Source organism: Streptomyces sp. NPDC051041, assembly GCF_044456065.1.
GTDB lineage: Bacteria > Actinomycetota > Actinomycetes > Streptomycetales > Streptomycetaceae > Streptomyces > Streptomyces glaucus.
On the sequence record NZ_JBITFM010000002.1, the window covers coordinates 379845 to 398289 of the forward strand.

The window sequence follows — 18445 nt, forward strand, 5'->3', positions numbered from 1 at the left end:
GAGCACGGCGCTGCGTGGTATCCGTGAGAAGAGGGTGGGTGCCGGAGTGTGGCTGATGTCACACTCCATGGATTCCATGATCGACTCGGCTGAAAAATCCCGAGTTTACCCACCTGAGCCGACAGTCATGCGCCGGGCGGCAAGGTTTTCTTCCCCCGAGGGACTGAACTTTTGTTGATCGCAGGTCAACCTTCCGGTTCGGCGTCCTACCCTTCAGAGGGTGAAGCAACTGATGTCCCCAGAGTCCGAGGCCGACCTCCCAGGAGAAGCCGTGCTTCCCGGCGCGCTGCCCGAGGCGCTGCGTGCCGAGCTCGTCGCGTTCCGCCGCGATCTGCACATGCACCCCGAGCTCGGCAACCAGGAGTTCCGCACCACCGCCGCGATCAAGGAACGGCTGGAGCAGGCCGGCCTGAAGCCGCGGGTGCTCCCCACCGGGACCGGACTCGTCTGCGACATCGGCGCGCCGGAGGAGCAGGAGGCGGGCATCCTCGCCCTGCGGGCCGACATCGACGCCCTGCCCATCCCGGACATGAAGAGCGACTGCCCGTACCGGTCCACCGTGCCCGACCGCGCCCACGCCTGCGGCCATGACGTGCACACCACCGTGGTGCTCGGCGCGGGCCTGGTCCTCGCCGAGCTGCACCGGCGGGGCGCGCTGCCCCGGCCCGTGCGGCTGATCTTCCAGCCCGCGGAGGAGGTGCTGCCCGGCGGCGCCGGCGACGTCATCGCCGGCGGCGGACTGGACGGCGTCGAGCAGATCCTCGCCGTGCACTGCGACCCCCGGGTGGACGCCGGGCGGATCGGCCTGCGCGAGGGGCCCATCACCTCGGCCTGCGACCGGCTGGAGATCGCGCTCGACGGACCCGGCGGCCACACCGCGCGGCCCCACCTGACCACCGACCTCGTCACCGCCGTCGCCCGGGTCGTCACCGACGTGCCCGCGCTGGTCGCCCGGCGCGCCGACAGCCGCAGCGGACTCGCCGTGACCTGGGGCCGGATCGAGTCCGGGCACGCCCCGAACGTCATCCCGCAGCACGCCGAGCTCTCGGGCACCGTGCGGTGCCTGGACCTCGACGTGTGGCGGCAGGCCCCGGACCTCGTGGTCGCGGCGATCGACGAGGTCGCCAACCTGCACCGGGCCAAGTCCGAGATCAACTACGTGCGGGGCGTCCCGCCCGTCGTCAACGACCCGGCCGTGACCGAACTGCTCCGGGAGGCCATGGTCGCCCGGCGCGGGCCGGAGTCCGTCGAGGGCACCGAGCAGAGCCTCGGCGGCGAGGACTTCTCCTGGTACCTGGAGCACGTGCCCGGCGCCATGGCGCGGCTCGGCGTGCGTCCCCCCGGCGAGCGCACGGTGCGCGACCTGCACCAGGGCGACTTCGACGTGGACGAACACGCCATCACCGTCGGCGTGGAGCTGTTCACCGCCGCCGTGTTCTTCGGCACCCCCCGGTGACCTCGGCCCGCTCCGGTCGCGGCCGGGGCGGGCGCGGGCCGGCCTGGTGCGCGCGGAGTCCGGGCAGTGCCGACCGCGTTCCGCATGCGTCTTTCGATCCTCTTCGCTCCCCTTCGAACCGGTGGTTCACAAGGACGTAACCGGCCATCGGCACGAATGGATAACGGCCCCGCGGAACCCCGTTCCCAGGAGTTTCTACGCGCGTTAATGTGCGCCGAACCGAGCGCCCGCTGCGGGGCTGTGGAGAATGGGGAACTTCAGATGCGTCGGATATCCAGACTGACCCGCGTCGCGGTGGGGGCCGCTTCGCTCGCCCTCGCCGCCACGGCCTGCGGCGGCACCAGCAGCGAGAGCAGCGGCGGCGAGAAGGACACCAAGGGCGGCAAGGGCCTCGCCATCGCGTACGACATCGGCGGCAGGGGCGACCAGTCCTTCAACGACGCCGCCTACGCCGGCCTGCGGAAGGCCAGGAGCGAGTTCGGCTACCAGACCGCCGACATCGAGCCCACCGAGGGCGAGACCGACGCCGACAAGGAACAGCGCCTGGCCTCGCTGGCCCGGCAGGGCTACGACCCGATCATCGGCGTCGGCTTCGCCTACGGGCCGGCGATGAAGACCGTGGCCGCGAAGTACCCGGACACCACCTTCGGCATCGTCGACTCCGTGGTCGAGGGCAAGAACGTCGCCTCCCTGGTCTTCGCCGAGGAGCAGGCGTCCTACCTCGCCGGTGTCGCCGCCGCCAAGGCCACCGAGTCCAAGACCGTCGGCTTCGTGGGCGGTGTCGACATCCCGCTGATCCACAAGTTCGAGGCCGGGTACAAGCAGGGCGTGCAGGACACCGACCCCCAGGTGAAGGTGGTCTCGCAGTACCTGACGCAGACCGCGGAGGAGGGCGGCTTCTCCAGCCCCGACAAGGGCAAGGCCGCCGCCGAGGGCCAGATCGAGAAGAAGGCCGACGTCGTCTACCAGGCGGCCGGCCTGTCCGGGCAGGGCGTGATCGAGGCCGCCGCCAAGGCGGGGATCTGGGCGATCGGCGTCGACTCCGACCAGTACAAGCAGGAAGCCCTCGCCAAGTACAAGGACCGCATCCTCACCTCCGCGCTCAAGGACGTCGGCGGCGCGGTGTACGCCCTGGCCGAGTCCGTCGAGAACGGCGAGCCGCTCACCGGCACCCGGACCTTCGACCTGAAGGTCGACGGCGTCGGCCTCTCCGAGAGCAACCCGGAGTTCGCCAGGATCCCCGGCCTCAGGGACGCGGTGGCCAAGGCCGAGGAAGGCATCGTCGACGGCTCCATCAAGGTCAGGACGGAGTAGCGGAAACCCGGTGACGCGGCGTCGCGGGCGGGCACCCGCACCGGGTGCCCGCCCGCTTCGTACGTCACCCACCGCCACCCCCCGTTCGCGGTCGGCAAGGGTCCGGCGCACCGCCGCGTGGCGTTGGCCACGGGCGCATAACAAGGTGGACAGAAGGGGTTTTCAGGCCGGTCTACGCGCGTTAATGTGCGGCGAAACCAGCGCCGATGCCGAACCGTCCGGCGCTTGTACGACTAGGAGCACCACACATGCGCCGGATTTCCCGGATCACGGTCGCAGGCGCGGCGACCGCATCCCTGGCCCTCGCCCTCGCCGCCTGCGGCAGCACCTCCACCTCCGGCTCGGCGGACACGAAGGGCGACAAGGGCCTCGCCATCGCGTACGACGTCGGCGGCAGGGGCGACCAGTCCTTCAACGACGCCGCCTACGCCGGCCTGGAGAAGGCGCAGAAGGAGTTCGGCTACACGACGGCCGACATCGAGCCCACCGACGGTGAGACCGACGCCGACAAGCAGCAGCGCCTGGAGTCCCTGGCCAAGCAGGGCTACAACCCCGTGATCGGTGTCGGCTACGCGTACGCCGCCGCCGTCAAGGGCGCCGCGGAGAAGTTCCCCGACACCACCTTCGGCATCGTGGACGACTCCACGATCAGCGCCGAGAACGTGGCCGACCTGGTCTTCGCCGAGGAGCAGGCGTCCTACCTCGCCGGCGTCGCCGCCGCCGAGAGCACCGAGACCGGCGTCGTCGGCTTCGTCGGCGGTGTGGACAACCCGCTGATCCACAAGTTCCAGGCGGGCTTCGAGCAGGGCGTGAAGGACACCGACCCGAAGATCAAGGTCCTGTCGCAGTACCTGACGCAGACCGCGGAGGAGGGCGGCTTCTCCAGCCCCGACAAGGGCAAGGCCGCCGCCGAGGGCCAGATCGAGAAGAAGGCCGACGTCGTCTACGCGGCGGCCGGCCTGTCCGGGCAGGGTGTGATCGAGGCCGCCGCCGCCAACGAGGTGTGGGCGATCGGCGTCGACTCCGACCAGTACAAGCAGGAAGCCCTCGCCAAGTACAAGGACCACATCCTCACCTCGGCGACGAAGGACGTCGCCAAGGCGGTGTACAACCTTGCGAAGTCGGTCGAGGAGGGCAAGCCCGAGACCGGTATCGTCAGGGGCGATCTGAAGACCGGCGAGGTCGGCCTCGCGGACTCCAATCCCAAGTTCAAGGCCGACACCGAGCTCCAGGAAGCCATCGAGACGGCCAAGGAGAAGATCGTCAGCGGCGAGATCAAGGTCAAGAGCAGCTGATCACCGCATCACCTCCGAGCAGCGTGTGACCGCGGGCTGCGTCCGCGACGACGGGGTACGGGGAGGCCGCTCCCCGTACCCCGTCGTCGCGGTGCGTCGGCCCCTTTGTATGCCATAGGGGCGCTACGCGCGTAGACGACCCCCGTCCCCAGGAGAGTGCGCCATCAACGCGTCCAGCAGCCCTCCGGCCGGTGCGGCGGCGGGCGGTCAGCAGACCGCCGTCGAACTCGCCGGGATCACCAAGCGTTTCCCGGGCGTCGTGGCCAACCACGACATCCACCTCACCGTCCACAGGGGCACCGTGCACGCCCTCGTCGGCGAGAACGGCGCCGGCAAGTCGACGCTGATGAAGATCCTCTACGGCATGCAGAAGCCGGACGAGGGCACCATCGCCATCGACGGCGAGCAGGTCAGCCTGTCCTCGCCGGCCGACGCCATCGCCCGCGGCATCGGCATGGTGCACCAGCACTTCATGCTCGCCGACAACCTCACGGTGCTGGAGAACGTGGTGCTGGGCAGCGAGAAGCTGTACGGCATCGGCGCGAAGGCCCGCCGCAGGATCAACGAGATCTCCGAGCGGTACGGCCTCGACGTGCGCCCCGACGTGCTGGTCGAGGAGCTCGGCGTCGCCGCCCGCCAGCGCGTGGAGATCCTCAAGGTCCTCTACCGCGGCGCCCGCACGCTGATCCTGGACGAGCCGACGGCCGTGCTCGTGCCGCAGGAGGTGGACGCGCTCTTCGCCAACCTGCGCGAGCTGAAGTCCGAGGGCCTGTCGGTCATCTTCATCTCGCACAAGCTCGGCGAGGTCCTGTCGGTGGCCGACGAGATCACCGTCATCCGCCGCGGCACGACGGTCGGCACGGCCGTCCCCGCCGAGACCACCCCGCGCCAGCTCGCCGAGATGATGGTCGGCAGCGAACTGCCGACCCCGGAGACGGCCGAGTCGACGGTCACCGACCGCCCCGTCATCACCGTCGACAAGCTGAGCCTCCGGGCGCCGGGCGGCAAGGCGCTGCTGGACGACGTCAGCTTCACCATCCACGCGGGCGAGGTCCTGGGGATCGCCGGCGTCGAGGGCAACGGCCAGACCGAGCTGGTCGACGCGCTGATCGGCCTCAGGCACGCCGACTCCGGCACGATCGTCCTCGCCGGCGAGGAGATCACCGCCTGGCCCACCCGCAAGCGCCGCGAGCAGGGCATCGGCTACATCCCCGAGGACCGCCACCGCCACGGCCTGCTCCTGGAGGCCCCCCTCTGGGAGAACCGCATCCTCGGCCACGTCACCGAGAAGCCCAACGCCAGGGGCGTCTGGCTGGACCCGAAGGCGGCCCAGGAGGACACGCGCCGGATCGTGACGGCGTACGACGTGCGCACCCCCGGCATCGACGTCACCGCCGCCTCCCTGTCCGGCGGCAACCAGCAGAAGCTGATCGTCGGCCGCGAGATGAGCCACAAGCCGCGCTTCCTCATCGCCGCCCACCCCACCCGCGGCGTGGACGTCGGCGCCCAGGCCGCGATCTGGGACCACATCCGCGCGGCCCGCCACGAGGGCCTGGCCGTGCTGCTGATCTCCGCCGACCTGGACGAGCTGATCGGTCTGTCCGACACCCTCCGGGTCATCTACAACGGCAGGCTGGTCGCCGACGCCGACCCGGCCACCATCACCCCCGAGGAGCTCGGCTCGGCCATGACCGGCGCCGCCACCGGACACCTGGAGCACGAAGAGACCGCTGAGTCTCCGGAAGACGAGGCCCGCTGATGAAGAAGTTCGACCGGGAGCGCGTGCTCCTCGCGGTGGCCGGACCGGTCATCGCGCTCGCCGTGGCCTTCGTGCTGAGCGCGATCGTGCTGATCGCCTCGGGCAAGAGCCCCGTCGAGCCGTTCGCCCTGATGTTCGAACAGGCGGCGTTCTCCGACATCCAGGTCCTGATCGTCAACCAGGCGTCGATGTACTACATCGCCGCCCTCGCGGTGGCCATCGGCTTCCGGATGAACCTGTTCAACATCGGCGTCGACGGCCAGTACCAGCTCGCCGCGATGATGGCCGCCGTCGTCGGCGCCCACCTGGACCTGCCGGCCGTGCTGCAGATCCCGCTGCTGATCCTGACCGCCCTGTTCACCGGCGCCTTCTGGTCCGGCGTGGCCGGCGTCCTGAAGGTCACCCGCGGGGTCAGCGAGGTCGTCGCGACGATCATGCTGAACGCGATCGCCACCTCCGTCATCGCCTACCTGTGGCTGCCGGACGTCTTCGGCGTCAAGGTCGGCAACAACAACACCACCGGCGAGATGCACGCCTCCGGCTGGGTCCCCGGCATCGACCTGGGCGCGGCCGGCGAGATCTACGGCCTGGTCGTCCTCGCCGTCCTGCTCGGCATCGGCTACTGGGTGGTCCTCAACCGCACCCGCTTCGGCTTCGACCTGCGCGCCTCCGGCGCCTCCGAGAGCGCCGCGGCGGCCAGCGGCGTGGACCCCCGGCGCATGGTGCTCACCGCCATGCTGATCTCCGGCGGCATCGCGGGCCTGGCCGGCCTGCCGATCCTGCTCGGCGACACCCACACCTACAGCCTGAACTTCCCCACCGGCATCGGCTTCCTCGGCATCGGCATCGCCCTGCTCGGCCGCAACAGCCCCGTCGGCATCGCCTTCGCCGCCCTGCTGTGGGCCTGGCTCGACAAGGCCTCGCCCGAGCTGGACTTCCACGGCTACGACAAGGAGATCGCGGTCATCATGCAGGGCCTGATCGTCCTCTCGGTCGTCGTCTCCTACGAGGCCGTCCGCGAGTGGGGCCTGCGCCGCCAGCAGCGCCGGGTCGGCGCGGAACTGGCCGCCGGCCACGTCCTCGGCGCCGACAACAACACCACGAAGGAGGTGGCCGGCCGATGACCGCTCCGACCACAGCGACCGACGTCAACCAGCCCACACTGCAGCCCGCGGCACCGACCGGCCGCCGCCTGTCGTGGCCCGTCCTGCTGCTGATCATCGCCGGAGCGCTGGCGCTGACCTCGCTCGTCCGCATCGTCACCGGCGCCGACGGCATCACCAACGTCAGCCAGATGTCCACCGCGCTCCAGCTCGCCGTCCCGATCGGCCTGGCCGGTCTCGGCGGCCTGTGGGCCGAGCGCGCGGGCGTCGTCAACATCGGCCTCGAGGGCATGATGATCCTCGGCACCTGGTTCGGCGCCTGGGCCGGGTTCCAGTGGGGCCCGTGGACCGGCGTCCTGGTCGGCCTCGCCGGCGGCGCGCTCGGCGGCCTGGTGCACGCCGTCGTCACCGTCACCTTCAACGTCAACCACATCGTCTCCGGTGTGGCGATCAACATCCTCGCCCTCGGCGCCACCCGCTACCTCGCGCCGCTGGCCTTCGAGGGCCACCCGGGCGGCTCCGCCAAGCAGTCCCCGGCGGTCGAGTCCCTCGGCCACTTCACGGTCCCGGGCCTGTCCGACGTGCTCCGCGACCTGAACGCCAAGGGCTGGTTCTTCGTCTCCGACATCGCGGGCCTGCTCGGCGGCCTGGTCACCGACGTCTCCTGGCTGACCCTGATCGCCGTCGCGCTGATCCCCGGCACCTGGTGGGTGCTGTGGCGCACCGCGTTCGGCCTGCGCCTGCGCTCCTGCGGCGAGAACCCGGTCGCGGCCGAGTCGCTCGGCGTCAACGTCTACAAGTACAAGTACCTGGCCGTGATCGTCTCCGGCGCCCTGGCCGGCCTCGGCGGCGTCTTCCTGTCCCTCGTGGCCAACCCCTTCTACCTGGAGGGCCAGACCAGCGGCCGCGGCTACATCGGCCTCGCCGCGATGATCTTCGGCAACTGGATGCCGGGCGGCCTCGCCATCGGCGCGGGCCTGTTCGGCTACACCGACAGCCTCAACCTGCGCGGCGGCTCGGCGAACGTGCACGCGCTGCTGCTGCTCGGCGCGCTGCTGCTGGTCATCGGCGCGATCTGGCTCGCGGTCCGCAAGAAGTACGTCCAGGCCGCGATCACCCTGGTCGTCGGCGCCCTGGTGTTCGCCTGGTACGCGGGCACCGACGAGGTCCCCAACCAGGTCGTCTCCGCCACGCCGTACGTCATCACCCTCGTCGTCCTGGCCCTGTCCGCCCAGCGGCTGCGCATGCCGAAGGCGGACGGCCTGCCGTACCGGAAGGGGCAGGGCAAGTGACGGCCGGGGTCGACTGGGCGGCGCTGCGCGCGGCGGCGCGAGAGGCCATGTCCCGCGCGTACGCCCCCTACTCGGGCTACCCGGTGGGGGTCGCGGCCCTGGTCGACGACGGCCGCACGGTCACCGGCTGCAACGTCGAGAACGCCTCCTACGGCCTCGGCCTGTGCGCCGAGTGCGGGCTGGTGTCGCAGCTGCAGAACACCGGCGGCGGCCGGCTCACGCACTTCACCTGCGTGGACGGCAACGGCGACATCCTCGTCCCGTGCGGCCGCTGCCGGCAGCTGCTGTACGAGTTCGGCGGCCCGGACCTGCTGCTGGAGACCCCGGCGGGGATCCTGCCGCTGTCACGGATGCTGCCCCAGGCCTTCGGCCCGGAGCATCTCACCAAGTGAGTCCCCCGCGGCCCCTCCGAGTCGATCGGAGGGGCCGCGCACTTTCGGAACGTTCGGAAGGAACCCCCATGGCCATGGACGCCATCTCCGTCATCCGCACCAAGCGGGACCGCGGCGAGCTCAGCGACGAGCAGATCGACTGGGTCGTCGACGCGTACACCCGCGGGGAGGTGGCCGACGAGCAGATGTCGGCCCTCGCGATGGCCATCCTGCTCAACGGCATGAACCGCCGCGAGATCGCCCGCTGGACGGCCGCGATGATCGCCTCCGGCGAGCGCATGGACTTCTCCTCCCTGTCCCGCCCGACCGCGGACAAGCACTCCACGGGCGGCGTCGGCGACAAGATCACCCTGCCGCTCGCCCCGCTGGTCGCGGCCTGCGGCGCGGCCGTCCCCCAGCTGTCGGGCCGCGGCCTCGGCCACACCGGCGGCACGCTGGACAAGCTGGAGTCGATCCCGGGCTGGCGGGCGCTGCTGACCAACGAGGAGATGCTGTCCGTCCTGGACGGCGTCGGCGCGGTGATCTGCGCGGCGGGCGACGGCCTGGCCCCCGCCGACAAGAAGCTCTACGCCCTGCGGGACGTCACCGGCACGGTCGAGGCGATCCCGCTCATCGCCTCCTCGATCATGTCGAAGAAGATCGCCGAGGGCACCGGCTCCCTGGTCCTGGACGTGAAGGCGGGCAGCGGCGCCTTCATGAAGACCATCGAGGACGCCCGCGAGCTGGCCTCCACCATGGTGGGCCTGGGCACCGACCACGGCGTGCGGACGGTCGCGCTGCTGACGGACATGTCGACCCCGCTGGGCCTGACCGCGGGCAACGCCCTGGAGGTCCGCGAGTCGCTGGAGGTCCTGGCGGGCGGCGGCCCGGCGGACGTGGTGGAGCTGACCCTCGCCCTGGCCCGCGAGATGCTGGACGCGGCCGGGCTGAAGGACGCCGACCCGGCGAGGGCGCTGGCCGACGGCTCGGCCATGGACGTCTGGCGCCGCATGATCGCCGCCCAGGGCGGCGACCCGGACGCTCCCCTGCCCACCTCGCGCGAACAGCACGTGGTGCGGGCCCCGGCCTCGGGCGTCCTGACCCGCCTCGACGCCTACGACGTCGGTGTCGCCGCCTGGCGCCTGGGCGCGGGCCGGGCCCGCAAGGAGGACCCGGTGCAGGCCGCGGCGGGCGTGGAGCTGCACGCCAAGCCGGGCGACACGGTGACCGCGGGACAGCCCCTGCTGACCCTGCACACCGACACCCCCGAGCGTTTCGCCTACGCGCTCCAGGCGCTGGACGGCGCCTACGACGTCGCCGCGCCGGGCACCGAGTTCACGCCGTCGCCGGTGGTGCTGGAGCGCATCGCCTGAGCCGGGGTCGTGGCCGCGGGCCGCTGAGGGCAAGGCCCTTCCGGGTGAACGGGACCGGTGGACCGCCGCCGGTCCCGTTCGGCGTGCCGGGCCGAAGGCCTCAGCCCAGCAACGCCGCCACCACCACCAGCACCGGCACTGCCACCACCGTCGACAGCAGGATCGCCTCCCGGGCCAGCACCTCGCCCACCCGGTACGCGCTCGCGTAGGTGAACAGGTTCTGCGCGGCCGGCAGCGCCGAGGTCACCACCACGTCCAGCAGGGCCGGGCCGCGCAGTCCGAAGACCCCCGCCGCCAGCGCCCAGGCCACCACGGGCTGGGCGAACGACTTCAGCGCCACGGCCAGCAGCACGGGGGCCCGTTCGGCGCCGCGCAGCGGGAGCGTGCTGCCGCGCAGGGAGATGCCGAAGGCCAGCAGGACGGCGGGGACCGACATGTTGCCGATCAGGGTGAGCGGGTCCATCAGCGGACCGGGAACGTCCACGCCCGCCGCCGACGCCGCGACCCCGGCCAGCGAACCCACCGCCACCGGGTTGCGCAGCGGGGTCAGCAACCGCTGCCACCACGGCCGTTCCTCCCCGCCGCCCGCGACGTCCAGGATCGTCAGCGCCACCGGGGTGACGGCGACCAGCTGGAACAGCAGCACCGGCGCCACCAGCGAGGCGTCGCCCAGGACGTACACCGCGATCGGGATGCCCAGGTTGCCGGAGTTGACGTAGCTGGAGCACAGGGCGCCGATCGTGGTGCGGCCCACGCCCCAGCGGCGCACGGCGCCGACCGCCACGAACGCCCCCGCCACCGCCGCCGTGCTCATCGCCGTCACCAGCAGCCGGCTGGAGAAGACCACGGACAGGTCGGCCCGCGCGAGCGTGGTGAACAGCAGGGCGGGTGAGGCCACGTGGAAGGCGAGCCGGGTCAGCACCTCGCGGCCCTGGTCCCCGAGGTGACCGCCCCGGCCGATCACATACCCCACGCCGATGACGACGGCGATCACCGCGAACCCGCTCAGCACCCCCTGCACGGCGGCTCCTCGTGGGCAAGGAGGGCATCGCGCAGCGCGGCGGGACCAGATGCTTGGGGCATACAGCCAACCCTCCGGGGAAGGTCCGGCCCCGGTCAATGTGATCTTCGCGGCGTCGCCCGGCCCGGCCGCCGCGACGGGTCCCGGCAGCTCATCCGCGTCCGGGAGCACGGCCGGCCGCCCGCCCCGATGAGTTGTACCGGCCCGCCAGGTCTACCGGTCGTGGACGCGATGACACCCCCCGTGCTCGTGCTGGCCGGACCCGTCACCCGGGACGAGGTGGGAGAACTGGGCGACCAGGTGCAGGCCCTGCTGCGGGCCAGCGGCGCCGGGGTCGTCGTGTGCGACGTCGCAGGGCTGGGGCCGCCGGGGCTGGGCACCGTCGACCTGCTGGCGCGGCTGCAGCTGGCCGCCGGCCGCGCCCGGGGCCGGATCCGGCTGCGCGACCCCGACCCGGCGCTACCCGCCCTGCTCGACCTGGTCGGGCTCCGCTTCGAGATGGAGGGGAAGCCCGAACAGCGGGAACCACCGCTTGGTGTCGAGGAAGCAGTGGAACCCGGTGATCCGGCCGTGTGACGTCTCCAGCACCTGCACCGCCCACGGGGCGAAGCCGCCGGCATCCGGGTCCGGCTTGTACTGGGCGAACCCCGGCAGGCCGTTGACCTGGACCGGAAGCAGACGCGAACCCGCGCAGGACGCGCCGAGCGTGGTCATGAAGCCCGTGATGTCCCGCACGCCGGTCAGCCACAGGTCGAACGGCGGCATCGTCATGACGGCGTCCTCGTGCAGCAGGGCCGTCAGCGCCGACATGTCGTACCCCTCGAAGGCCGCCACGTAGCGCTCCAGGAGCTTTCGCTGCTCCTCGTCCAGCGGGTCGGCGACGGCCGCGTCGGCGCCTTGCCGCCGCCGTTCGGCCAGGGTCGCGCGGGCCCGCTGCAGGGCGCTGTTGACCGACGCGACCGAGGTGCCGAGCAGCTCGGCGACCTCGCTCGCCCGCCAGGCCAGCACCTCGCGCAGGATCAGCACCGCCCGCTGCCGGGGCGGCAGCTGCTGCAGCGCGGCCATGAAGGCGAGCCGCACGGACTCCTTGGCGATCGCGGCCTGTTCCGGGTCGTCGGTCGCGGGCAGCACGCGCGCGTCCGGCACCGGCTCCAGCCAGGTGTGGTCCGGGCGGGGGGACAGGGCCGCCCGGGCGAGCGGCGTCGACTCGGTGAGGTCCATGGGCCGCGCGCGCTTGTTGCCCGCGCTCAGCATGTCCAGGCAGACGTTGGTCGCGATGCGGTAGAGCCAGGAGCGGACGCTGGAACGGCCCTCGAACGTGCCGTAGCTCCGCCAGGCGCGGACCAGGGTGTCCTGGACCGCGTCCTCGGCCTCGAAGGAGGAGCCGAGCATGCGGTAGCAGTAGCCCGTCAGCTCGACCCGGTGTTTCTCCAGTGTGGCGCCGAGGTCTGTCGTCGCCGTGCCGTCGCTCATCGTCCACCCGCCCCTGTGGCCGTCCTGTCGGTGCGCCTCTTCGCGCCTCGTACTTCGGAAGCTACCGCAGGGCACTGACAACGGCCCTCGGAGCGGGGAAGGGGCAGCTCACAGGAGGCGGAGGGCGGGTGTCGCGCCCGGCGTGCTCAGGCCGCCGCGAGCCGGCGCCCGGCCCGTGCCGCCCGCGTCCCGAGCACCGTGATCGCCACGACGCCCAGCACCGCCAGCAGCCCGATCCCCACGGTCCCGGCCCAGCCGCCCGCGTGGAAGGCCACCGCGCCCGCCGTGCTGCCCGCGCTGGAACCGATGTAGTACGCGGACTGGTACAGGGCGGAGGCCTGGGCGCGGCCGTGCGCGGCCGCCTTGCTGACCGCCGAGGACGCCACCGCGTGGCCCGCGAAGAAGCCCGCCGTGATCAGCACCAGGCCCAGCAGCACCAGCGGCAGGGACCCGGCCAGGGACACCAGCAGGCCCGCCGCCGTCGTACCGCCCGCCGCGTACAGCGCGCCCCGGCGGCCCAGGCGCCCGACCAGCCGTCCCGCCGTCGACGCCGACACCGTGCCGACCAGGTAGACCAGGAAGACCGAGCCGACGATGCCCTGCGGCAGCCCGAACGGCGCCTCGGTCAGGCGGTAGCCGATGACCGTGTACACACCGCCGAACACCGTCATGAACAGCGCGCCGATCGCGTACAGGCGGCGCAGCAGCGGGTCGGCGAGGTGGCCGCGGACCGTGCGGGCGAGGACCCGCGGGCGCAGGGAGCCCGGCCGGAAGTGCCGCGGGGCGGGCAGCAGCAGCCGGAAGGCGACCGCGCACGCCACCGCGATCACGCCGATCACGCCGACGGCGACCCGCCAGCCCCACTCCTGCGCGACCCAGCCGGTGATGACCCGGCCGCTCATCCCGCCGACGCTGTTGCCCGCGACGAACAGGCCGATCGCGGTGACCAGCGCCTTCGGGGTGACCTCCTCCGCGAGGTAGGCGGTCGCCGACGCGGGCAGTCCGGCCAGGGCCGCGCCCTGCAGCGCCCGCAGCGCCACCAGGACGCCCAGCGAGGGCGCGAAGGGCACCAGCAGCCCGACGGTCACCGCGACCGCCAGCGACGCCGTCATGACCGCACGGCGGCCGAAACGCTCCGACAGCGCGCTCATCGGCAGGACGAACAGCGCCAGTCCGCCGGTCGCCGCGGCCACCGTCCAGCTCGCGTCGCCCGCGCTCACCGCGAAGTCGCCGGAGACCAGCGGCAGCAGCGCCTGGGTGGAGTACAGCAGGGCGAAGGTCGCGACCCCGGCGAGGAAGAGGGCGAGGCTCATCCGGCGGTAGCCGGGACCGCCCGGGGCCATGCGGGAGTCGGCGAGGGGGACGGCGGAGTCGGCGCCCACGACGGCGGGCGCCCCGGTACTGGCGGGAGACATGCCTCGACCGTAGGGACGCCGCCGCTGATCCGTCCAATGCGCCGAATCGCCATAATCGTTCCCATGGAGCATCAGCGGAGGCCACGGGCTCGCGTGTCACCGTCCAGTGACACAGAAGACATGGTGACGTTGCTGGCGCCGCGCCTCGCGTACTTCGCGGGCGTCGCCCGCACCGAGCACGTCACGCGCGCCGCCCAGGAGATGGGCGTCCCGCAGTCCACCCTCTCCCGCGCCCTGGCCCGCCTGGAACAGGACCTGGGCGTCGACCTGTTCGCCCGCCGCGGCCGTACGGTCTCCCTGACCCCCGCCGGCCGCACCTTCCTCGCCTCCGTCGAACGCGCCCTCGCCGAGGTCGGGCGCGCCGCCGACGAGGTCCGCGCCGACGCCGACCCCGCCACCGGCAAGGTCGCCTTCGGCTTCCTGCACACCATGGGCGCCGAGACGGTCCCCGGCCTCCTCCAGGCCTTCCGCGCCGACCACCCCCGCGTCCGCTTCAGCCTGGTCCAGAACTACGGCGAGGCCATGCTCGAAGGCCTGCGCGCCGGCGAGCTGGACCTGTGCCTGACCTCCCCGGTCCCCGACGCGCCCGACCTGGTGGCCCGCCGCCTCGACGAACAGAAGCTCCGCCTGGTCGTCCCCGCCGACCACCGCCTCGCCGGCCGCCGGCGCGTCCGCCTCGCCGAGGCCGCCGAGGAGACCTTCGTCACCCTGGAACCCGGCTACGGCCTGCGCCGCATCACCGACGACCTGTGCGGGCAGGCCGGCTTCAGGCCGCGGATCGCCTTCGAGGGCGAGGAGGCCGAAACCCTGCGGGGCCTGGTGGCGGCCGGTCTGGGCGTCGCCCTCCTGCCGCCCCCGGCCGTGCCCCGCCCCGGCGTCGTGGAACTCACGGTCACCTCCCCGCGAGCGGTCCGGGAGATCGGCGTGGCCTGGCTGGAGGGCCGCCCGGACACGCCGCCGGTGGCCGCGTTCAAGAGGTTCCTGCTGTCGCGCAGGGGCCGCCTGCTGTCCGCGTGAGGCGCGGCGCTACTGCCGCAACGACCTGCCGAACCCGGCGGCCAGCGGCATCCGCAGCCCCAGCGGCGGCGGAGCGGCCAGCGCGTCCGCCACCGGCCGCGAGAACGCCCTCCCGAAGAGCGCCCCCAGCACGAAGTCCTCGGCCAGCGCCAGCACTTCGTCCCGGTACTGGTGCAACCCGTGCCCGTCGGTGTGCACTTCGAAGCGGCACACGTCCCGGTTCGCCTTCTTCGCCCGGGCCGCGAGCCGGAACGACAACTCCGGGTCGCTGCGCCGGTCGTTCGTGCCGTGCACGATCAGCACCCGCCGCCCGGCCAGCTGCTTCACCGGTTCCGGCGGCACGGCCACGTCCTCGTCCGGCAGCCAGGGGGCGATCGCCACCACGGAGTCGACGGCCTCGTGCCCGCCCGCGCGCAGCGCGGCCCGCCCGCCCATGCCGACGCCGACGAGGCACACGGCGACGTCGCCGTAGCGCCGCACGGCCTCGTCCGCGGCCCAGGACGCGTCCCGCGCCAGATGCGCCTCGCTGCCGTTCCAGCCGCGGCAGCGGTAGTGGACGACGTGGGCGGCCAGCCCCTCCTCGCGTCCCGCGCGCGCCAGCCGGCGGCCCAGCGCGCGGACCGACGCGGTCGCCAGCAGGGGAGAGGGTCTGCGGCCGGAGACCTCGTCCCCGTCGGGGAGCAGCAGCGCCACCCCGCCCACCGCCGTCGGTTCCGGACCGAGCGCCCGCCCCAGCCGGGCGCCGCGGACCGGTGTCGCTTGCTGTGCCATGACAGAACAGTCTCAGAAGTCCGGGCGTACGCCACCCGTCCGTGCGGTCACCGTTGCGTATCGACGGAAACGCCGGAGTCCGGAGAAGAGAGTTCTACGCGCGTAGGAGTTACAGTGCGGAGATGACGAGCCAGAGCACCGCGAAGACCCCGACGCCGGACCAGATCCGCCGGGCGCCCAAGGTTCTGCTGCACGACCACCTCGACGGCGGGCTGCGCCCCGCCACGATCGTCGAACTCGCCCGCGAGACGGGCTACTCCGGCCTTCCCGAGACCGACCCCGACCGGCTCGCCGTCTGGTTCCGGGAGGCCGCCGACTCCGGCTCCCTGGAGCGCTACCTGGAGACCTTCTCCCACACCGTCGGCGTCATGCAGACCCGCGACGCGCTCGTCCGGGTCGCCGCCGAGTGCGCCGAGGACCTCGCCGAGGACGGGGTCGTCTACGCCGAGGTGCGCTACGCCCCCGAGCAGCACCTCGAGGGCGGACTCCGCCTCGAAGAGGTCGTCGAGGCCGTCAACGAGGGCTTCCGGGAGGGGGAGCGGCGGGCGCGGGCGAACGGCCACCGCATCCGCGTCGGCGCCCTGCTCACCGCGATGCGGCACGCCGCCCGCGCCCTGGAGATCGCCGAACTCGCCAACCGCTACCGGGACCTGGGCGTCGTCGGCTTCGACATCGCGGGCGCCGAGGCCGGCTACCCGCCCACCCGGCACCTCGACGCCTTCGAGTACCTCAAGCGCGAGAACAACCACTTCACCATCCACGCCGGCGAGGCCTTCGGGCTGCCGTCCATCTGGCAGGCCCTGCAGTGGTGCGGCGCCGACCGGCTCGGGCACGGGGTGCGCATCATCGACGACATCCAGGTGCACGAGGACGGCACGGTGAAACTCGGGCGGCTCGCCTCCTACGTCCGGGACAAGCGCATCCCGCTGGAGCTGTGCCCCAGCTCCAACCTCCAGACGGGGGCGGCGACGTCCTACGCCGAGCACCCCATCGGGCTGCTGCGCCGGCTGCACTTCCGTGCCACGGTCAACACGGACAACCGCCTGATGTCCCACACCAGCATGAGCCGGGAGTTCGAACACCTCGTCGACGCATTCGGTTACACGCTCGACGACATGCAGTGGTTCTCTGTCAATGCGATGAAATCAGCGTTCATTCCTTTCGATGAACGACTCGCCATGATCAATGACGTGATCAAGCCCGGATACGCCGAGCTGAAATCCGAATGGCTGTTCCAGTAGACCGCTTCCACCAGCGGTTTCGCGGCCGGGGAGGGCTGACGGGGGAATTCTCGGGGCCTGCTTCGGGGGACCGCTTTCACCGGTCGTCCGGATTTCGGGGTTTGCGGCGCGCGGCGCCGCGTGTTTACGGTCGTGAACCGCTCACCCCGTCATCCACTTCGAGGACGCATTTCATGAAGCAGTCTGCTGTCAGGACCCTCGGCGTCGCCGCTCTCGGCGCCGCCTTCGCCGCCGCCGGTGCGGGTGCGGCCAACGCGGCCCCGGCCCTCCCGGACGCCGCCCAGACGCTGGGCACCGTCACCCAGGCCCTTCCGGCGGAGACCGTCACCCAGGCCGTGCCGGGCGGGAGCGCGGCGCTGGAGCAGGGACAGGGCACGGCCGAGGCGGCCCTGACCACCGTGCAGCCGGTCGCCGAGCAGGTGCTGGCCGAGCGGCTCTCCCAGATCCCGGTCCAGCCGGTCGCCGAGCTGCTCGGCGGACTGCCCGCGCACGGCCTGCCGGTGACGGGACTCCCGGTCGCCTGAACCGCGCCGTCCGAACGCGCCGGCGGGGCGCGCCCCGAACACGGGGTGCGCCCCGTCGGCGCGCCTGCGTAGGGCGGCTCACCAGGCCGCGCGCGCCTTCCCCTCGGACGGCAACAGGATCCACAGCGCGAGATAGAGCAGGAACTGCGGGCCGGGCAGCAGGCAGGAGAGCAGGAAGATCACGCGCATCGTCCTCGCGGAGGTGCCGAAGCGCCGGGCCAGCGCGGCGCACACGCCGCCGATCATGCGGCCGTGGGTGGGGCGGGCGAGGCGGGACATGGCGGCTCCTTCGTGGTGGCCGGCGGTACGCCGTGCGTCGGTCCGGGGTTTTGGGTGGTCGCCCCGTCTGACCTCCACGCTACGGAGACGAAGGGGGCAAAGCGTCACTCCACGGGGCGATCCCGACCCTGGGAATCGTCGGGGTCCGACCCTGAGAGGACTCCTCCCACGGGCCGGCCGCGCGGCGCCGGCGCTCGGACCTGCGGCGCAGCCAGGCACGCCCGGCGGGCACGACCGCCAGATGGGCCAGGGCCACGCCCAGGGAGTTCAGCAGCAGCGAGTCGACGTCCACCACCTGGCCGGGCACCCCGGTCTGCAGCAGCTCGATGGCCAGCGACAGCAGGGCTCCGGCGGCGACGGTACGCAGCAGGGAGGCCAGTGTCGAGACGGCCGGCCGGCCGCCGGCCGCCGGCAGCAGCACGCCCAGCGGAGCCAGCAGCGCGAGTCCCTCGCCGATGCGGCGGGCGGCCTGCTCCCAGCCGAGCGCCAGGTCGGCCCGGATGCCGGCCAGCGGGCGGAGGTTGGCGGGCATCACCCAGGGGACGTCCAGCGGCCGCAGCGTGAACCAGGCGACGAACGCGAGGTGGGCGACGAGGAGGACACCTCCTGTCACACGGATGTGGATCACGGCGCTGTCGCCGACGGAGCCTTGACGCTGCACGCCCCCCTAGACGCGGCCGCCGGCGGGATCGGTTCCGCCGTGCCGCCCGGTGTACGGGTGAGGCATGCGCCACACGGCCG

18 protein-coding genes are annotated in these 18445 nt (G+C 72.6%); 12 read left to right on the forward strand and 6 right to left on the reverse strand.

Annotation, left to right across the window (positions count from 1 at the left end; genetic code table 11):
- Nucleotides 1–232: 232 nt before the first annotated feature.
- The 8 genes from ACIBAI_RS05015 to ACIBAI_RS05050 all read left to right on the forward strand — a co-directional run bounded on the left by ACIBAI_RS05015 (nucleotide 233) and on the right by ACIBAI_RS05050 (nucleotide 9963).
- Entirely contained in the window at nucleotides 233–1456 is a 1224-nt protein-coding gene (locus tag ACIBAI_RS05015; protein WP_399031380.1) for a M20 family metallopeptidase, read from the forward strand.
- A 261-nt stretch (nucleotides 1457–1717) separates the two neighbouring features.
- The gene (locus ACIBAI_RS05020) at nucleotides 1718–2770 is read left to right on the forward strand and encodes a BMP family protein (protein WP_399031030.1); all 1053 of its coding nucleotides are present in this window, start codon (nucleotides 1718–1720) and stop codon (nucleotides 2768–2770) included.
- 248 nt (nucleotides 2771–3018) lie between these two features.
- The gene (locus tag ACIBAI_RS05025; RefSeq protein WP_399031032.1) at nucleotides 3019–4065 is read left to right on the forward strand and encodes a BMP family protein; all 1047 of its coding nucleotides are present in this window, start codon (nucleotides 3019–3021) and stop codon (nucleotides 4063–4065) included.
- A gap of 163 nt (nucleotides 4066–4228) precedes the next feature.
- Complete coding sequence (locus tag ACIBAI_RS05030) at nucleotides 4229–5824, forward strand: ABC transporter ATP-binding protein (RefSeq protein ID WP_399031382.1); 1596 nt, start codon at nucleotides 4229–4231, stop codon at nucleotides 5822–5824.
- Nucleotides 5824–6948, forward strand: coding sequence for an ABC transporter permease (locus ACIBAI_RS05035; RefSeq protein ID WP_399031033.1), 1125 nt, complete (start codon nucleotides 5824–5826; stop codon nucleotides 6946–6948). The genes ACIBAI_RS05030 and ACIBAI_RS05035 overlap by 1 nt, the downstream gene beginning before the upstream one ends.
- Nucleotides 6945–8219: an ABC transporter permease gene (locus ACIBAI_RS05040; RefSeq protein WP_399031035.1), complete on the forward strand. Its 1275-nt coding sequence runs from the start codon at nucleotides 6945–6947 to the stop codon at nucleotides 8217–8219. The genes ACIBAI_RS05035 and ACIBAI_RS05040 overlap by 4 nt, the downstream gene beginning before the upstream one ends.
- Nucleotides 8216–8611: a cytidine deaminase gene (locus ACIBAI_RS05045; protein WP_399031037.1), complete on the forward strand. Its 396-nt coding sequence runs from the start codon at nucleotides 8216–8218 to the stop codon at nucleotides 8609–8611. The genes ACIBAI_RS05040 and ACIBAI_RS05045 overlap by 4 nt, the downstream gene beginning before the upstream one ends.
- Nucleotides 8612–8679: 68 nt before the next feature.
- Nucleotides 8680–9963, forward strand: coding sequence for a thymidine phosphorylase (locus tag ACIBAI_RS05050; protein ID WP_399031039.1), 1284 nt, complete (start codon nucleotides 8680–8682; stop codon nucleotides 9961–9963).
- 100 nt (nucleotides 9964–10063) lie between these two features.
- Here the strand turns inward: ACIBAI_RS05050 and ACIBAI_RS05055 are convergent, their stop codons facing one another.
- On the reverse strand, nucleotides 10064–10984 hold the full coding sequence (locus tag ACIBAI_RS05055) for an AEC family transporter (RefSeq protein WP_399031041.1): 921 nt from the start codon (nucleotides 10982–10984) through the stop codon (nucleotides 10064–10066).
- A gap of 189 nt (nucleotides 10985–11173) precedes the next feature.
- Here ACIBAI_RS05055 and ACIBAI_RS05060 point away from each other — a divergent pair, with 189 nt between their 5' ends.
- The gene (locus tag ACIBAI_RS05060; RefSeq protein ID WP_399031043.1) at nucleotides 11174–11560 is read left to right on the forward strand and encodes an STAS domain-containing protein; all 387 of its coding nucleotides are present in this window, start codon (nucleotides 11174–11176) and stop codon (nucleotides 11558–11560) included.
- On the opposite strand, the gene ACIBAI_RS05065 is transcribed toward ACIBAI_RS05060, so the two are convergent.
- Together ACIBAI_RS05065 and ACIBAI_RS05070 are read right to left on the reverse strand one after the other, a co-directional pair.
- On the reverse strand, nucleotides 11444–12457 hold the full coding sequence (locus ACIBAI_RS05065; protein ID WP_399031044.1) for a sigma-70 family RNA polymerase sigma factor: 1014 nt from the start codon (nucleotides 12455–12457) through the stop codon (nucleotides 11444–11446). The genes ACIBAI_RS05060 and ACIBAI_RS05065 overlap by 117 nt on opposite strands.
- Nucleotides 12458–12603: 146 nt before the next feature.
- Nucleotides 12604–13872 (reverse strand): MFS transporter, encoded by a 1269-nt coding sequence (locus tag ACIBAI_RS05070; protein WP_399031045.1) that lies wholly within the window; start codon nucleotides 13870–13872, stop codon nucleotides 12604–12606.
- 63 nt (nucleotides 13873–13935) lie between these two features.
- Here ACIBAI_RS05070 and ACIBAI_RS05075 point away from each other — a divergent pair, with 63 nt between their 5' ends.
- Nucleotides 13936–14889: a LysR family transcriptional regulator gene (locus ACIBAI_RS05075; protein WP_399031047.1), complete on the forward strand. Its 954-nt coding sequence runs from the start codon at nucleotides 13936–13938 to the stop codon at nucleotides 14887–14889.
- A gap of 9 nt (nucleotides 14890–14898) precedes the next feature.
- On the opposite strand, the gene ACIBAI_RS05080 is transcribed toward ACIBAI_RS05075, so the two are convergent.
- Nucleotides 14899–15660 carry an alpha/beta hydrolase gene (locus ACIBAI_RS05080; protein WP_399031048.1) on the reverse strand — a complete coding sequence of 254 codons (762 nt, stop codon included), beginning with the start codon at nucleotides 15658–15660 and terminating at the stop codon, nucleotides 14899–14901.
- 122 nt (nucleotides 15661–15782) lie between these two features.
- On the opposite strand from ACIBAI_RS05080, the gene ACIBAI_RS05085 reads away from it, so the two are divergent.
- Both ACIBAI_RS05085 and ACIBAI_RS05090 read left to right on the forward strand, forming a co-directional pair.
- Entirely contained in the window at nucleotides 15783–16901 is a 1119-nt protein-coding gene (locus ACIBAI_RS05085; protein WP_399031050.1) for an adenosine deaminase, read from the forward strand.
- 173 nt (nucleotides 16902–17074) lie between these two features.
- Nucleotides 17075–17425, forward strand: coding sequence for an ATP-binding protein (locus tag ACIBAI_RS05090; protein WP_399031052.1), 351 nt, complete (start codon nucleotides 17075–17077; stop codon nucleotides 17423–17425).
- 78 nt (nucleotides 17426–17503) lie between these two features.
- On the opposite strand, the gene ACIBAI_RS05095 is transcribed toward ACIBAI_RS05090, so the two are convergent.
- Nucleotides 17504–17704, reverse strand: coding sequence for a PspC domain-containing protein (locus tag ACIBAI_RS05095; RefSeq protein WP_399031054.1), 201 nt, complete (start codon nucleotides 17702–17704; stop codon nucleotides 17504–17506).
- 79 nt (nucleotides 17705–17783) lie between these two features.
- Nucleotides 17784–18365: a VanZ family protein gene (locus ACIBAI_RS05100; RefSeq protein ID WP_399031055.1), complete on the reverse strand. Its 582-nt coding sequence runs from the start codon at nucleotides 18363–18365 to the stop codon at nucleotides 17784–17786.
- Nucleotides 18366–18445 lie beyond the last annotated feature (80 nt).

Bases quoted from the DNA above. Each gene is read 5' to 3' on its own strand.
- ACIBAI_RS05015 (WP_399031380.1), top strand. From the start codon at position 233: ATGTCCCCAGAGTCCGAGGCCGACCTCCCAGGAGAAGCCGTGCTTCCC.
- ACIBAI_RS05020 (WP_399031030.1), top strand. From the start codon at position 1,718: ATGCGTCGGATATCCAGACTGACCCGCGTCGCGGTGGGGGCCGCTTCG.
- ACIBAI_RS05025 (WP_399031032.1), top strand. From the start codon at position 3,019: ATGCGCCGGATTTCCCGGATCACGGTCGCAGGCGCGGCGACCGCATCC.
- ACIBAI_RS05035 (WP_399031033.1), top strand. From the start codon at position 5,824: ATGAAGAAGTTCGACCGGGAGCGCGTGCTCCTCGCGGTGGCCGGACCG.
- ACIBAI_RS05040 (WP_399031035.1), top strand. From the start codon at position 6,945: ATGACCGCTCCGACCACAGCGACCGACGTCAACCAGCCCACACTGCAG.
- ACIBAI_RS05050 (WP_399031039.1), top strand. From the start codon at position 8,680: ATGGCCATGGACGCCATCTCCGTCATCCGCACCAAGCGGGACCGCGGC.
- ACIBAI_RS05060 (WP_399031043.1), top strand. From the start codon at position 11,174: ATGAGTTGTACCGGCCCGCCAGGTCTACCGGTCGTGGACGCGATGACA.
- ACIBAI_RS05065 (WP_399031044.1), bottom strand. From the start codon at position 12,457: ATGAGCGACGGCACGGCGACGACAGACCTCGGCGCCACACTGGAGAAA.
- ACIBAI_RS05070 (WP_399031045.1), bottom strand. From the start codon at position 13,872: ATGTCTCCCGCCAGTACCGGGGCGCCCGCCGTCGTGGGCGCCGACTCC.
- ACIBAI_RS05075 (WP_399031047.1), top strand. From the start codon at position 13,936: ATGGAGCATCAGCGGAGGCCACGGGCTCGCGTGTCACCGTCCAGTGAC.
- ACIBAI_RS05080 (WP_399031048.1), bottom strand. From the start codon at position 15,660: ATGGCACAGCAAGCGACACCGGTCCGCGGCGCCCGGCTGGGGCGGGCG.
- ACIBAI_RS05085 (WP_399031050.1), top strand. From the start codon at position 15,783: ATGACGAGCCAGAGCACCGCGAAGACCCCGACGCCGGACCAGATCCGC.
- ACIBAI_RS05090 (WP_399031052.1), top strand. From the start codon at position 17,075: ATGAAGCAGTCTGCTGTCAGGACCCTCGGCGTCGCCGCTCTCGGCGCC.
- ACIBAI_RS05095 (WP_399031054.1), bottom strand. From the start codon at position 17,704: ATGTCCCGCCTCGCCCGCCCCACCCACGGCCGCATGATCGGCGGCGTG.